The organism is Rudanella paleaurantiibacter (assembly GCF_009184635.1).
GTDB classification, from domain to species: domain Bacteria; phylum Bacteroidota; class Bacteroidia; order Cytophagales; family Spirosomataceae; genus Rudanella; species Rudanella paleaurantiibacter.
Map to the genome: position 1 here is coordinate 368,816 of NZ_WELI01000002.1, position 15,421 is coordinate 384,236.

Below are 15,421 nucleotides of genomic sequence, written 5' to 3' on the forward strand. Positions count from 1 at the left end.
TATGATCCATTACAATTCCATAAACAGAGGTGTGTACCTACGCAACGGGCGGCCCCCGGAGCAGAAAAACGGCCAGCGTGGCTGGCTTGAACACAGAAGCCCGAAACAGCGGGGGCACGCTCAACAGGCTCAGCACAACCGGCAACAGCAACACAAAAAGTGAAGGTTGCCAGTCGGTGTAAAGCAAATGGCTCAGCGAGTCGAGCCAGATGATTTCCTGCTGGGTGTGATTGTTCGGCTGGTACGGATCGTCGCCAACCGGGATGTAGGGGTGCGCGTGACTAACAACGGTACCGTCGGCCAGCCGGTGCGAGTGCTGGAAAACCACGCCGTTGATCAACATCAACAGGTGGAGCCCCAGCAACAGGCGGGCAATCGTCAGACGATATGGGAAGGCGGATAGCACGTTTGGCTTGTCACAAAAGCTTATTACGCAAATGTAGTTAAGAAGCTGCTTGAATTAATCGCTTTGGTCTGCAAGGGCGTCTTTTGGCCCTTGGCGTCTCCATTTTTTAGGCCGTAGCACTGCTACGACCTAAAAAAGCGGATTGCCAATGACACAAAATCCAATCCTTACAGCCTCAGATCGCTAATTCAAACAACTTCTAATAAACTGCGTTGTGGCCTTGTCGGTTTTGGCTTACCAGCATCACGAATTAAGTGGGCAAAAAAAGATGCCACACTCGATTGAGCGTGGCATCGGCATTTACCTCAAGTATTTTTATCGGCGGCCCCGACCTCCGCGCCGGTTTTCGCCTTTGGGCGCGGCTTTATCGCGGCCCCGCTGCCGGCTAGCTTCGCGCAGGCCGGGCGCTTTGGGCTTCTTATCGGCTTTGTCACCCCGCCGGCCTGAATCCCGACGTGAACTACCTCCCCGGCGCGAGTCGCTCGTGAAGTCGAGGTCAGCGTCGGTGGCTCGTTTGCCGGTATCGCCTACTAAGGCAAAATCCATGCTCCGCCGGGCCAGGTTCGTTTCTTTCACCCGTACCTGAACGGCATCGCCGAAGGTAAACATCTTCTTCGAACGCCGACCAATGATTCGGTAGTTGTCTTTATCAAACTCGAAAAAGTCGCTCGTGAGGTCGCTCATTCTGACCAGTCCTTCGCAGCTATTTTCGGGAATCTCGACAAAAATACCGAACTCAGTAACCCCCGAAATAACCCCGTCGAACACCCGGTTGGGGTCCATGCGGCTCATAAACTCCACCTGCTTGTACTTGATACTCGCCCGCTCGGCTTCGGCAGCCGCCCGTTCGCGCTCCGACGCATGCCGACATTGATCTTCGACCGGTTCGGAATCAACCGAAGCCCCTTTGTCGAGGTAATGCTGCAACAGCCGGTGGGCCATCATGTCGGGGTACCGACGAATAGGCGATGTAAAGTGCGAATACCGCGTGAAACCCAACCCAAAGTGGCCCAGATCCTGGGTGCTGTAACGGGCTTTCGACATGGTCCGAACGGCAAGCTGTTGAAGCATATTCTGCTCCGGCCGCCCTTCAATAGCGTCCATAAACTGGTTCATCGACCGCGACAACTGATCGGGATCATCAACCGTCAGCTTAAAACCAAGCCGTTTGGCAAAATCCGACAGTACGCGCAGCTTCTCTTCGTCGGGGCCTTCGTGCACCCGGTACACCATTGTATTGGGTTTCCCCTTGGTCGACAGGCGATGCACAAACTCGGCTACCCGCTTGTTGGCCAACAGCATAAACTCTTCAATGAGCTTGTGTGCATCTTTGCGAATTTTGGGCCGCACGGCAATCGGAACCCCGTTTTCGTCGAGTTCAAACTTTACCTCAGGCGTTTCGAAGTTGATGGCTCCGTTCCGGAATCGTTCGGCGCGTAGCTTGTGCGCGAGGGTGTTGAGCAACCGCAGTTCTTCCACGTAATCGCCCGCGCCGGTATCCATAATGTCCTGCGCTTCTTCGTAAGCAAATCGGCGGTCGGAGTGAATCACCGTCCGACCAAACCACTCCTTCACGATCTTGGCCTCGGGCGAGAGCTCAAACACCGCCGAAAATGTCAGTTTATCCTCGTTGGGCCGGAGCGAACACAGGCCGTTCGACAGTTTTTCGGGCAGCATGGGTACCACCCGGTCTACCAGATAAACCGATGTGGCCCGATCAAATGCTTCGGCCTCGAGAGCCGTGCCGGGCGTGACGTAGTGCGTAACATCGGCAATGTGAACCCCAATTTCGTAGTTACCATTTTCGAGGTAATTGACCGACAGGGCATCGTCGAAGTCCTTGGCATCGACGGGGTCGATGGTAAAGGTCGTGACGGGGCGAAAATCGCGCCGTTTGGCAATTTCGGCGGCTGTAATCTGGGTCGGGATTTTCTCGGCATCGGCCTCTACCCCATCTGGAAAATCAAGCGGCAACCCAAATTCGGCCAAAATAGCGTGCATTTCGGTGTTGTGCTGACCAGCCGCCCCCAGTACCGTAATCACCTCACCTTCGAGCCGATGGCGTCCGGTGGCATCTTCGGGGTACTTGGTGAGCCGGACAATTACCTTCTCGCCTTGCTTTGCCCCGCCAATTTTGTCGCCTGAAACATACACTTCATCGTACAAACGCCGGTTGTCGGGCTGCACGTAAGCGTATTTGCCCCACACGTCGATGGTGCCAACCAATTCGGTCCGGCCCCGCTCCACGATCTGCACAATACGGCCTTCCTGCCGCCGACCCGACCGCCGGGCTCCGCGCCGACTACCGTCGCTAAACGCCACCACGCGCACTTTGTCGCCATCAATAGCACCGCCCATATCATCGGCCGATACCCAGATGTCGGCGTCACGGTCGCGAGCCCCCGTACCGTTGTCGGTTAGCACCACAAACGCAAACTGTTCGTTCACGTGTTCTACAGTGCCCAGCAAGGTCTTTTGCTCGTCGCTTGCCCGGTACGCGCCTGTTTCGTCGAGGAGCAGCCGCCCCTCATCGATCAGTTCGCCAATAAGACCGTGCACCATCAGCTTCATCTTGCGGTCGCCAATCCCGAAATGATCCAGAACCTGCTGTTGCGAGAATGAAGACTCATTATTTATCTCGAAGAAAGCCGCGATATCAGCTTTTAATTCATCCAGAAACGAGTCGGGGTTGCTCAACCGGGTTGATTTACCCCGTCGGTCGGCACCCTGTTCGCGAGCCCTGCCGCCCGATGCGCGGGCGATACTCGGCCGAACCGACCCATCTGCCTGCCCCGACTGCGGCCGGGCGTATTCATTTTGTTTAGGTTTTTTACTTCTCATTATCTTAAAAAATGTAGCATGAGTATAGCTACGCGCACCTCAGGCGGTTCCGCTACCAGGCGGGTATGCCGACGTGCATTCATGCCTACTCATCGTTTACTCGTGCAGGATTCCCTCAAGCCCACCAAGGGCCGGAACCGGCACCAGATTATCCTCCACAATACTATCAGGAACAAAGATGAATTTTTTATCAAAAATTTGATTATCAATAAAATAACTCACCCAATATTCATTATTCAGATGAAACACATTGGGCATAATGGTTTCAATTAACTGATGTTCGCCCGGCTCAATTTGCGGGAAAAAGTGCCGAAGTGTAGAGGTCTTCAGCTTTTCATCATTTTGTTCGCCGTACCCCTGCGAGGTCACAAACACCGTATGGATGGGCACTTCGTTCTGGTTGATGAGGAAAACCTGCCAATCGTACTCGTTTACCTCATTCAATTTCCGCGCCACAACAACCTGTATCTTCTCAACTGGCAAAAAAGGAATGTCTTTTTTCATGCTACCTCACCCTTCTCTCTCTCCATTGTCGGAAGAAAGATCAGGGAAATTCTGTTTCATTAAACAAGTTCCATCTCAAAGAGGGTGGCCAAATGCCGTTGCAGGGCCCCCGCTACTTGGGCCATATCAACCGGGCGGCCCAACTCAGCCGATAGCGAGGTCACGGCTTTGTCGGTGATACCACAGGGGACAATATGCCCAAAATAGCTCAAATCTGTATTCACATTCAGGGCAAAACCGTGCATCGTTACCCAACGGCTCGCTTTTACACCCATTGCGCAAATCTTGCGGGCGGGCCCCGTGGTGGCCAACCCACCGGCTTGTACACCCTCACCGAGCCACACGCCTGTCAACCGTTCGCTGCCCGTCCCTTCAATACGCCCGGCTACCAGCCCATAATCGGCAAGGGTACGAATAACCGCTTCTTCGAGCAAACGCATGTAGCGGTGAATGTCGGTGAAAAAGTTATCCAAATCCAGAATCGGGTAGCCCACCAACTGACCGGGGCCGTGATAGGTAATATCGCCCCCCCGGTTAATGCGATGATACGTAGCCCCGATGGTTTTCAGAAAGTCGTCATTCGCCAGCAGGTTGGTTTCATGACCACTTTTACCGAGGGTGTACACGTGCGGGTGCTCACAAAAAATCAGATAGTTCGAGGTTGGTAACTGCTCCTCGGCCGAACGGCCCCGGTTGGCTACTTTTTGTGCAAGCGTGTCGGCAAAAATACCCTCCTGCCTATCCCAGGCCTCCTGATAATCAATCAGTCCCCAATGCTGCACCTGTACTTTTTTATTCACGCGGGTAGTGTTTTAACCAGACCTTTACACGCAACATGCAGCGATCAGAGTAGCTTTACCAACCCCCTACCGATACAATTTTCACGATTCAACGTCTTAATACACAACACCAAAACCCCGGCAGACGTTCGGTGCCTCAGCCGGGGCCAACAGCTCACTAACCATTTACCGGCATGGCCGCACACAATGAGTTTGGCAAACAAGGCGAAGAAGAGGCCATTCGGTACCTACAGGCCGCAGGGTATCAGGTACTGGAGTGCAACTATCGCTACCAGCATGCCGAGATTGATTTGATTGCCCAGAAAGGGAAATTGCTCGTTTTTGTGGAGGTGAAAGCCCGCAGCAGCACGGCCTACGGCAACCCCGAAGAGTTTGTGTCGTACACCAAAGTGAGGCTGCTTAAACGGGTGGCCGAGCACTACATTTTTGCCAGCAACTGGCACCATGATGTCCGGTTCGACATTGTGGCTATTGTGCGAACAGGCAACGAAATGAAGATAAAGCACATCGAAGATGCGTTTTATTAAACTGGCTGACGCGTGGGCCTTCGACAGGCTCAGGCTGACCTTAACTTGTGAGTTTCCAGTCAGCCTGAGCCTGTCGAAGGCCCACGCGTCAGCAAAGTGGTCAGGCAACCAACGCTACCTCGGTAATTTCCTGAGGTAGTTTGATCTTCTCCAGCAGCTGATCTTCAAGCAAGTCGGCCCAGGTGGTCATATACAGTACCACATCATTGCGCACATTGTGGCGCAGATGCCTTTGCTCAAGCGGAAACCGGTGCAATACCGCCCGGTCGTCAAGTTTTTCAAGGTGTTTAAGGTCTTCGAGCGTCAGACCTGCATTGAGCATTTCATTGATAACCAGATCAATGGGCATGGCGCTGGTAGGGCAATAATCATCGACCTGTTCGTTCCAGTCGCCGTAGCGCTCCATAGCGTAGCGATGAATCTGATCTTTGCTCAACTTGGTCAACTCCTGAGCCAGATTGCCGCAGTTGCAGCCTCCCATATGGCCCCACTGATAATGCGCTCCCTGCTGTAAGTTACGGGCCGTTCGGCGAAGGGCCTCAATAAGTTCGAGGTTCGGTCGTGCCATTGTTTTGATGGATAATGTACGTGAATGTATAATGACTAATGTATAGTGAACAATGATTTACTCTGTTGTATATCAGTCTATTCACTATTCATTCTACACTAAACACTATACATTTGATTTTGACAGGGTACTATAATGGGTGATAATATACAATGGGTAGCGAGTAATGTAAAACAGCTCTTGCGTGAAAGCCATTTTACATTATCCACTACCCATTATACATTTTGTAGAAGATAAATGTTTTTACCGAACCAGCTCCATCAAATCTTTGTCGTTCACCTCTTTACGAATATCGGCCATATCGAGGAATTGCTTGTAGATGGTATCGAGCGTCGGTTTGTCGTACCGGAAACCCAGCAGCTCGAGCCGGTGCTTGAGCGCGTGCCGCCCTGAGCGGGCCGTCAGTACGATGAGCGATTTATCCACGCCTACATCAAGGGGATTCATGATCTCGTAGTTTTCAGAATGCTTCAGGAAGCCATCCTGATGGATACCCGACGAGTGCGCAAAGGCATTGCGGCCCACAATTGCTTTATTGGCCTGTACCGGCATCCGCATCATCTCGGATACCAGCCGACTTACCGGAAACAGGCGTGTGGTGTCGATGCCCGTTTCAAAACCTAATTCTTTGTGCACTTTGAGCGCCATCACTACCTCTTCGAGTGAGGTGTTACCGGCCCGCTCGCCAATACCGTTCATGGTTACCTCTACCTGCCGGGCGCCGTTGGCAATACCCGCCAGGGTGTTGGCCGTTGCCAGACCCAGGTCATTGTGGCAGTGAATAGAAATGGTAGCCTTATCAACGTTCGGGACGTTGTTGTAGATGTACCGGATTTTGTCGCCGTACTCGTTGGGCAGGCAGTAACCCGTTGTATCGGGGATATTGACCACCGTAGCCCCGGCTGAAATAACAGCCTCGGTCAGGCGGCACAGGAAATCCAGATCGGCCCGGCCGGCATCTTCGGCGTAGAACTCCACATCGTCGACGTACGAACGGGCGTGTTTCACGGCCGATATAGCCTGTTCCAGAATGGCCTCGCGGGTGCTCCCGAACTTATTGCGAATATGGATATCCGAAGCCCCGATACCCGTATGGATACGCCCTTGCCGCGCGTGTTTCAGGGCCTGCCCGGCCGCGTCGATATCGCCTTTAACCGCCCGCGACAAGGCGCAAACCGTTGGGCGGGTTACGGCCTTGGCAATTTCTTCGACCGACCGAAAATCGCCGGGGCTGGAAATCGGGAAACCGGCCTCGATGATGTCAACGCCTAATCGTTCCAGTTCCTTGGCTACCACTACTTTTTCTTCAGTTGTTAACTGACAACCGGGTACCTGCTCGCCGTCGCGAAGAGTTGTGTCGAAGATGAAAATGCGCTGACTCATTACGTTTAGATCTTGTTATCGGATTGATAGCGTAAAAAAGGCCCTTTTCCAGTCGGAGAAGGGCCTTGGCAATATGAACACTGTGTTCCTTCTCAGGCCCTTATCGAGTTGATAGCATTAGCTGAAGGCGAAGAAGAATTCCAGATAAAGTCATTGCGAAATTTCGCTGTTTGCGTAATTACACCACAAAAATAAGGAGTCAGATCAAAGTTCCAAACGTGTTCCTCAATTTTTATCAGGCTAACTGCGCCAGAACCTGCTCGCCCATTTGGTTCGTTCCCAACACCTTATCGGCCGGCGTATCGGCATCGGCAATATCGCGGGTACGATAACCACCTTTTAGTACAGCGTCAACGGCACTAATAACGGCTTCTGCTTCTGCTTTCAGACCAAACGAGATTTCTAGGAGCAACGCAACCGATAATACGGATGCCAGCGGATTGGCTACCCCTTTGCCGGTAATATCGTGTGCCGATCCGTGAATTGGTTCGTACACCCCGGTGCTATCACCCACCGAAGCCGAGGCCAGCATCCCCATTGAGCCCGCAATCTGCGACGCTTCGTCGGTCAGAATGTCGCCGAAGAGGTTGCCCGTCACCACCACATCAAACCGCTTAGGGTCTTTGATTAGCAACATCGCAGCGGCATCGATAAACTGATGTTCTACGGTTACGTCGGGGTATTCGGGCGCAATAGCCTGCACCACTTCACGCCAGAGTCGGCTGCTTTCGAGTACATTCGCCTTATCGACCGAGCAAAGACGCTTACTCCGGGTCCGGGCAGCTTCGAACGCCTTGCGCACAATCCGTTCTACCTCGTACTTGCTGTAAATCATGGTATCGTACGCCGTGTTGCCCTCTTCGAGCCGCTCCCGCTTGCCAAAATACACGTCGCCCGTAAGCTCCCGGAAAAACAGAATGTCGGCCCCCCGCAGAATTTCGGGCTTAATACTCGATGCCTCCAGCAGTTCGTCGAACAACTTAATAGGCCGCAGGTTGGCGTAGAGCCCCAGCTCTTTGCGCATTTGCAACAGTCCCTGCTCCGGGCGCACCTTCGCTGAGGGGTCGTTGTCGTACTTGGGGTGCCCTACGGCTCCGAACAGTACGGCATCGGCCGATTTCATTTTGGTGAGCGTTTCTTCGGGCAGGGGCGAACCGGTTGCCTCAATGGCTACGTGCCCAATCAGGGCTTCGTCGTAGGTAAACTCATGCCCAAATTTCTGAGCAATCACTTCCAGAACCTGCTTGCCAACGGCGGTCACTTCGGCACCGATACCATCACCGGGCACTACGAGGATGTGTTTTTTCATGGGGAAAAAGGAAAAAGGAAAAAAGGAGAAGGGAAAACACCGGATTCAACTTCCTTTTCCGTTCTCCTTTTTCCCTTTTCCGTCTATTCAAGTGTATTTAACATTTTCTGGGTAGCCTTGATGGCCGACACGGTTTGGTCGGAGTCGAGCCCCCGGGTTTTGAATTCGTGGTTTTTAACCTTCCAGGTGATGATTGTCTCACACAAAGCATCGGTACGCCCCCCGGTCGGAATCCGAACGGCGTAATCGGTAAGCATGGGCAAGGTCATCTTTTTACGACTGTACACCTTTTTGAGCGCGTTCATGAAAGCATCGTACTGGCCGTCGCCCTGCGCGTTTTCTTCAAATAACTCCTGGTCGATCCGCACCCGCAGCGTAGCCGAGGGCTTGAGGTCTTTGGAGTGGGTAAGCACGTAATTGAGCACCTCCACCCGCGACGCAATCGCGTTGGTATTCAGTACGTCGGCAATCACGTAGGGCAAGTCTTCGCGGGTAACAACCTCTTTCAGATCACCCAGTTCGATCACGCGCTGGGTGACTTTCTTGAGGTCTTCGTCGGATAATTGGATACCCAGCTCGCGGAGGTTGTTGTCGATATTGGCCTTACCCGACATTTTTCCCAGCGCATAGCTACGTTTCCGACCGAATCGTTCGGGAAGCAACGCGTTGAAATACAAGTTGTTTTTCTTGTCACCATCGGCATGAATACCGGCCGTTTGGGTAAAGACATTGTCGCCCACAACGGGTTTGTTATCGGGAATCCGAAGGCCCGAAAACGTTTCGACAATCTTGCTGACCTGGTACAGCGATTTTTCGACTACGCCCAGTTTGAGCTGGGGCATAAAATCGCGCAAAACGGCAATGGTACTGGCCAACGGGGCATTGCCGGCCCGCTCGCCCAACCCGTTTACGGTCAGGTGAATCCCATGCGCCCCAGCCCGCAGAGCTTCCATCACGTTGGCTACGCCAAGATCATAGTCATTATGGGCGTGAAAATCGAAGTGCATTCCCGGGTACCGCGTCACCAACTGATCGATAAACGTGTAGCTTTCGGCGGGCGTCAGTACCCCAAGTGTATCGGGGAGTAACACCCGACGGATAGGCTGCGTCTGGAGGAAATCCAGGAACTGAAGCACATAGTCGGGCGAATTGCGCATCCCGTTGCTCCAGTCTTCCAGGTACACATTGACCTGAATACCCAGTGTTTGCGCGTCGGCAATGGTCTGGGCAATATCAGCAAAATGTATATCTGGTGTTTTCTTGAGCTGATGCGTCAGGTGGTTGAGCGAGCCCTTGGTGAGCAAGTTCATGACCCGTGCGCCCGAAGCCTGCATCCACTCGAGCGATGCCCCACCATCCACAAAGGTGAGCACCTCCACCCGGTCGAGCAGGCCCACGCCGGCTGCCCAGCGCGTAATCTGCTGCACAGCTTCGAGTTCACCCGCCGACACCCGCGCCGATGCCACCTCCACCCGGTCGACCTTTACCTCGGTCAGCAGCAATTGCGCCAGGGCCAGCTTTTCAGAAGCAGAAAACGACACTCCGCTGGTTTGCTCACCATCGCGGAGGGTCGTGTCCATAATTTCAATGTAACGGTGGTTCATTGGAGAAATGAGTGATTGAGTGATTGAGTGATTGAGCGAATTCGTAAAACCAGAGTTGATTACCTTTTTTATTCGCTCACTCACTCATTCACTCATTCGCCAATTAAAATGGTCTCGTTGCGGCAAACTGCTCAATCTCCCCTTTCATCGACAACAGATAATCGATATCGTCGAAACCGTTGGTGAGGTTGTGCTTCTTGTAACCGTTAATGCCGAAGCTCTCGCTCTCTCCCGTTGCCAGAATCGTAATGGCTTGTTTGGGCAGGTTCACCTCCAGCTCAGTGTTGGGGTCGGCCTCAATGGCGGCAAAGATTTTCTCCAGAAACTCGGGGCTCACCTGCACCGGCAGGATACCAATATTCAGGGCGTTCCCCCGGAAAATGTCGGCAAAAAAGCTCGATACCACGCACCGGAAGCCGTAATCGTAAATAGCCCAGGCAGCGTGCTCGCGGCTCGATCCACTCCCGAAGTTTTTGCCACCAACCAGAATCTTACCCTTGTAGGTCGGGTTGTTCAGCACAAAATCGGCCTTGGGGGTATCGTCGTTGTTGTACCGCCAATCGCGGAAAAGGTTATCGCCAAACCCCTTGCGCTCGGTGGCTTTGAGGAAGCGGGCGGGTATGATTTGGTCTGTATCGACGTTCTCGATGGGCATCGGAACGGCCGTAGACCGGAGAACCGTAAATTTATCGTAAGCCATTTTTGGAGTGATGAGTTATGAGTTATGAACGATGAGTGATAAGTCGTGAAATGGGTCTGTAGCTATCGACCGCTCATAACTCATCACTCATCGTTCATCGCTATATAAATTCCCGTGGGTCAGTAACCTTGCCGGTTACGGCGGCTGCGGCTGCTACGAGGGGACTGGCCAACAGGGTACGGGCACCGGGGCCCTGCCGCCCTTCGAAGTTGCGGTTCGAGGTCGATACCGCGTACTTACCGGCCGGAATTTTGTCTTCGTTCATGGCCAGGCAAGCCGAACAACCGGGCTGACGAAGCTGGAAACCGGCTTCCGACAGAATGTCGAGAATACCTTCTTCTTTGATCTGGGCCTCTACGATGTGCGAACCCGGCACGAGCCAGGCCGTCACGTTGTCGGCTTTCTTACGACCTTTCACAATCGACGCAAACGCCCGGAAGTCTTCGATACGGCCGTTGGTGCAGCTGCCGAGGAATACAAAATCGACGGGTTTACCCAGCATCGAATCGTTTTCGGCAAAACCCATGTATTGCAGTGATTTTTTGTAGCTGGCCGCGCCATCTTTAACGGCTTCGGCCAGCGGAATCTGGCGGGTTACGCCCGTACCGAGGCCGGGGTTGGTGCCATATGTAATCTGGGGCTCAATATCGGCCGCGTCGAACGTGAGGTCCACATCGAATTCGGCCCCTTCGTCGGTTTTAAGCGACTCGAAATACGGAACGAGCTTGTCCCAAGCTTCGCCCTGCGGGGCCAGTTCGCGGCCTTTGAGGTAGTTCAGCGTGGTTTGGTCGGGGGCTACCATGCCGCCCCGCGCGCCCATCTCGATGCTCATATTGCAGACCGTCATACGGCCCTCCATGGTCATGTTACGGAACACATCACCCGCATATTCTACAAAGTACCCCGTAGCGCCACTGGCCGAAATCTGCGAAATAATGTACAGGATAACGTCTTTGGGCAGAACGCCCTTGCCCACCGTACCATTGACCGAAATCCGCATTTTCTTCGGCTTCGGCTGCATGATACACTGCGTAGCCAGTACCATTTCCACCTCCGAGGTGCCGATACCGAACGCAATGGCCCCGAAAGCCCCGTGCGTGCTGGTGTGTGAGTCGCCACAAACGATGGTCATACCGGGTAGGGTAATGCCGTTTTCGGGACCTACTACGTGCACAATTCCGTTTTTCTGGTGGCCCAGACCCCAGTGCGAGATGTTGTATTTTTTAGCGTTACGCTCCAGAGCCGCCAACTGATTGGCCGACAGCGGGTCGGCAACGGGCAGGTGCTGGTTCAGGGTGGGCGTATTGTGGTCGGCCGTGGCAAAGGTGCGGCCCGAAAACAGGACACCCGCGCCCCGTCCTTCGAGGCCCAGGAAAGCAACCGGGCTGGTTACTTCGTGAATAAAATGACGGTCGATGAACAACACATCGGGCCCATCTTCGACATGCCGGATGACGTGGGCATCCCAGACTTTATCGAACAAGGTTTTGGGGGTACTCATAACAGAGAGGACATTAAGTGTTCGTTACGCGATGCGGGCGTACGTCGGCTTTAGCGATCCTGTGTATTCATTGAGCACCCAGGAGCCGACGCCCGCAAACTCTGCAACAAATGTGCAGGTTTCGGTACGATCTGGCATCCCGTTGTTCGTCCAGTAAATAGCGATTTTAGTTCAAACGGTAGTTTTGTGCGTAAAACAACATAAAGGCTAATAAGATATTTGTCAGCCATTTTCCATATCACACCTATTTCTATTTCAACCCTTTACTCAGACGCTCCCACTCAAAAGCGGGGCCAATGTCGAGTTTGTCAGCGCGGAAATTGGCATGGGTCAGAATACCACTGAACCCATTGATGCGGTTCTCGGTAAGCAAATTGTAGCGTTCGGATTCGGGCAACAAAGCCCGTTTGATATTGTACTTGCGCGTCAGGTAGCGCAGTAGCACAATTAAACTATCGTACTGCTTCGAGGTAAACGTAGCAAAGTAACTTTTGCCCCGGAAAGGCGTTTTGAGGGCCTTGAAATGGGCCGTGTCGGTCAGGCTACAGTAGATATCGTCGGAGTTGTTATCGGAGCAGAGGTTGTTGCCAATCTTGTTCAGAAAACCAATGTTCGAGATTTCGATGGCGATTGTCCGCTTACTCATGGCGGTATTACCACCAACCGCCCCCGGCCCGAGGTGATACGCCCATTTTTTCGACGACCAAAGGTTCAGGATACTCCCGTCGCGGGCAACCACAAAGGGCACCGATATTTCCTGCGATGGCGCCGTCAGCGAAGCTACATCACCTTTTAGATAGCCCGCTGTGTAATGCAGCACAATGTGCGTTTTCGCTACTTCCTCATCAAAAAAGAACGATGTATCGCCATTCTCGCGACCGCACCGGATATACGTCAGCTTACCCGACTCGCCCGGAATGGGCACGGTTGTCGGCGTCAGAATATGTTTACGGCCCATGCTGTCGAGGCCGTTATCGAAGAAAGATTGTTCGTAGGTAATGAGGCTTGCGGGTTTCATGCCTGCAAGTTAGGTTGATTCGGTACATTCCGGATGGTGCCCACTTTACAGGCTCACGATGTAATCGAGCAGTTGGTCTATTTCGGTTTGCGGACGGTTTCGGAGCAGGTTTTCGTACATAAGCGACTTGGTTTCGTCGGTTGTTTTAGCAATCTCACTCCGGGGAATTTTGACAATCTGATTACCCACCAGCATGAGCGAAACCTGCTTCTCATCGGCATAAACCACCCGGCCCAACAGCACCTGACCATCTTTTTTGGTGATTCGGGAGCCCGCCATGCCCGGTTTGATTACCCGCGAGGGATTCAGAATTTCACCCAGAATCTCCTCACGCGACAACTGCTTACCGATGCCTTTCAGATTCGGGCCGAGCAATTCGGTCGTACCGTCAACCTGATGACAGGCCAGACAAGCATACTCGGCAAAAAGCTGCCGCCCTGCTTCGCGCGAACTGACCGACGCCAACGGCCGGTTGCCGTTGCGGACTTTAGCCGGTTGGCCCGCCAGGGCCGGGTCGTATTCGAGCTTGTAAAAACTTCCCGATCGGGGCTGGGTTGAGTTGTACCAGTAATCGGCTACGCCATGATTGGCCAGATATAAGGCCCCGTTTTGGCCAAAAGCGAGGGCCGAGAGTTTGGGAACATCGGCAATAGCCTGCTCGCGGAAGCTGTACCGGCCATCGGGTGCGCGGGTAATCGACACCCGGCTCACGGCCCCCCGCGTCCAACGTTCGCCGGGACCGTAGAATGCCACAAACAAATCCCCGGCAGTACCACCAAACGGGTTGTCGGGGCGGTTGAACACAATGCCTGATGGAGCCACTTCGGTTTCGAGCGAATAGGCCGGTTCCTGCACCGTTTCGGCCGTTTTATACTTGGGTTTGTTGTGGCCGTAAAAACCACCTTTCACTAACAGATTCAGCTCTTCGGTGGGGTTGCCACCACCCGCGTTATCGGTAAAAAACAGGTCGCCATGCTCGTTGAACGCCATTCCGTACACCGACCGAATGCCGGTTGCTACTTTAGACACCTGCTTGCCATCGGGCGAAATCCGCAGAATAGCCCCCCGATAGAGGTTAGGGTCGGGGGAGGCTCCCGCATTCCACGAGTCGGTAGTGAGGGCGCAGTATAGCCAGCCATCGGGGCCAATGAGCATACCCGCCGTCCATTCGTACGGGTGCCGACTGTAGGGAATATCCTTGAAAACGGTCCAGTTTTTGTCGGCTTTACCGTCGTTGTTTGTATCCAGAAATGCCCGAATTTCCTGGCTCGTCCCGATAAAAACGGTATCGCCTTTGTGGGTAAACCCTCCCGGCGATTGTAGCCCCAGCGCCGTAACATTGCAGTACAGAGCGGCCTCATCTTCGAGCCCGTCGCCGTCGGAGTCGCGCAGGCGGTACACCTCACCACTTTTGTTAGCCGCAAACAATTGGCCGCGCGGCCCCAGCGCCAACTGGACTGGGTTCAGAATCCGGACGCCCTTCGTGATGGGCAGTTTGGTCAGGCGGTACGGGCCATACACGGCCACGGTTGTGTCGGCAGTTGCGTGGGAGTCGGGCTGGAGACCGGCCCAGCGGTAGGCCGACAGGCCGAAAGCGGTCAGGCACACGCCCAGAACAAGCCATAACGGAGTAATTTTCGTCTTCATAAAAGGTGGTAAAGCGGTCGATTTTTATCAATAGTTCAGGCCAATCAGGTTTCCCACAAAACCCAGAACGCGGACAGCGGCATCGGGCGGGTTGCGGGCAATGATGTCATTTCGATACCGATTCATCAGCACGCCCATGTACAGCATTGTTTTGGGGTTCATCGAAAACTCGGTTTGCCGGTTGTTCGTCACCTTATCCAGAACTTTGCTCACGTCTTCGAAGTACTCTTCCATCCGCAGGGCGGGCTGATGCGCGTTCAGCACGGTCACCGTTTGGTTAGTCGGATTCCGAAACGTGTGGGAAACACCGGCGGGCACCATCAGCTTATCGCCTTCGCGGGCAACGACCCATTTGTCTTTAACAAAAAACTCCATCTCGCCTTTGAGCACCTCGTACGTTTCAATCGCATTGGGGTGAATATGCAGCAGGGGGTCTTTCATGTTGCAACCGGGCAATAGTTCCCAGTGCAGGTCGAGCGACTTTCCGTTGGTATCGGCCCTCGTTTGCAGCACCGTAAATAGCATACCCAGCGGAGTGAGGTCCAGGATTTGGTTGGCCGTTGCCATAGCTTTTACCTGTTACATGTTGGTGATTAGGTTTACGAGAGTCTGC

14 protein-coding genes are annotated in these 15,421 nt (G+C 53.6%); 1 reads left to right on the forward strand and 13 read right to left on the reverse strand.

Features of this window, described 5'->3' with window-relative positions; genetic code table 11:
* Positions 1-37: 37 nt before the first annotated feature.
* The 4 genes from F5984_RS06285 to lipB all read right to left on the reverse strand — a co-directional run bounded on the left by F5984_RS06285 (position 38) and on the right by lipB (position 4,551).
* Positions 38-406 carry a hypothetical protein gene (locus F5984_RS06285; protein ID WP_152123419.1) on the reverse strand — a complete coding sequence of 123 codons (369 nt, stop codon included), beginning with the start codon at positions 404-406 and terminating at the stop codon, positions 38-40.
* A gap of 315 nt (positions 407-721) precedes the next feature.
* The gene (rnr, locus tag F5984_RS06290; RefSeq protein ID WP_152123420.1) at positions 722-3,247 is read right to left on the reverse strand and encodes a ribonuclease R; all 2,526 of its coding nucleotides are present in this window, start codon (positions 3,245-3,247) and stop codon (positions 722-724) included.
* Between the two features lie 96 nt (positions 3,248-3,343).
* Positions 3,344-3,751: a hypothetical protein gene (locus F5984_RS06295; RefSeq protein WP_152123421.1), complete on the reverse strand. Its 408-nt coding sequence runs from the start codon at positions 3,749-3,751 to the stop codon at positions 3,344-3,346.
* 59 nt (positions 3,752-3,810) lie between these two features.
* Positions 3,811-4,551 carry a lipoyl(octanoyl) transferase LipB gene (gene lipB, locus F5984_RS06300; protein WP_152123422.1) on the reverse strand — a complete coding sequence of 247 codons (741 nt, stop codon included), beginning with the start codon at positions 4,549-4,551 and terminating at the stop codon, positions 3,811-3,813.
* 173 nt (positions 4,552-4,724) lie between these two features.
* Between lipB and F5984_RS06305 the strand changes: the two genes are divergently transcribed.
* Positions 4,725-5,078 (forward strand): YraN family protein, encoded by a 354-nt coding sequence (locus tag F5984_RS06305; protein ID WP_152123423.1) that lies wholly within the window; start codon positions 4,725-4,727, stop codon positions 5,076-5,078.
* Between the two features lie 100 nt (positions 5,079-5,178).
* Here the strand turns inward: F5984_RS06305 and F5984_RS06310 are convergent, their stop codons facing one another.
* The 9 genes from F5984_RS06310 to F5984_RS06350 all read right to left on the reverse strand — a co-directional run bounded on the left by F5984_RS06310 (position 5,179) and on the right by F5984_RS06350 (position 15,375).
* Complete coding sequence (locus F5984_RS06310) at positions 5,179-5,646, reverse strand: hypothetical protein (protein WP_152123424.1); 468 nt, start codon at positions 5,644-5,646, stop codon at positions 5,179-5,181.
* Between the two features lie 243 nt (positions 5,647-5,889).
* A complete protein-coding gene (locus F5984_RS06315) occupies positions 5,890-7,029 on the reverse strand; it encodes a 2-isopropylmalate synthase (protein WP_152123425.1) in 1,140 nt (379 codons plus the stop codon).
* 235 nt (positions 7,030-7,264) lie between these two features.
* Complete coding sequence (gene leuB, locus F5984_RS06320; protein WP_152123426.1) at positions 7,265-8,338, reverse strand: 3-isopropylmalate dehydrogenase; 1,074 nt, start codon at positions 8,336-8,338, stop codon at positions 7,265-7,267.
* Between the two features lie 83 nt (positions 8,339-8,421).
* Positions 8,422-9,942, reverse strand: coding sequence for an alpha-isopropylmalate synthase regulatory domain-containing protein (locus tag F5984_RS06325; protein ID WP_152123427.1), 1,521 nt, complete (start codon positions 9,940-9,942; stop codon positions 8,422-8,424).
* Between the two features lie 103 nt (positions 9,943-10,045).
* Positions 10,046-10,642 carry a 3-isopropylmalate dehydratase small subunit gene (leuD, locus tag F5984_RS06330; protein WP_152123428.1) on the reverse strand — a complete coding sequence of 199 codons (597 nt, stop codon included), beginning with the start codon at positions 10,640-10,642 and terminating at the stop codon, positions 10,046-10,048.
* Positions 10,643-10,742: 100 nt separating this feature from the next.
* Positions 10,743-12,143, reverse strand: coding sequence for a 3-isopropylmalate dehydratase large subunit (gene leuC / locus F5984_RS06335; protein WP_152123429.1), 1,401 nt, complete (start codon positions 12,141-12,143; stop codon positions 10,743-10,745).
* 250 nt (positions 12,144-12,393) lie between these two features.
* Entirely contained in the window at positions 12,394-13,161 is a 768-nt protein-coding gene (locus F5984_RS06340) for an N-acetylmuramoyl-L-alanine amidase (RefSeq protein WP_152123430.1), read from the reverse strand.
* 45 nt (positions 13,162-13,206) lie between these two features.
* Positions 13,207-14,808, reverse strand: a complete 1,602-nt coding sequence (locus tag F5984_RS06345) for a DUF7133 domain-containing protein (RefSeq protein WP_152123431.1) — start codon at positions 14,806-14,808, stop codon at positions 13,207-13,209.
* Between the two features lie 27 nt (positions 14,809-14,835).
* Positions 14,836-15,375, reverse strand: a complete 540-nt coding sequence (locus F5984_RS06350; RefSeq protein WP_152123432.1) for a cupin domain-containing protein — start codon at positions 15,373-15,375, stop codon at positions 14,836-14,838.
* Positions 15,376-15,421 lie beyond the last annotated feature (46 nt).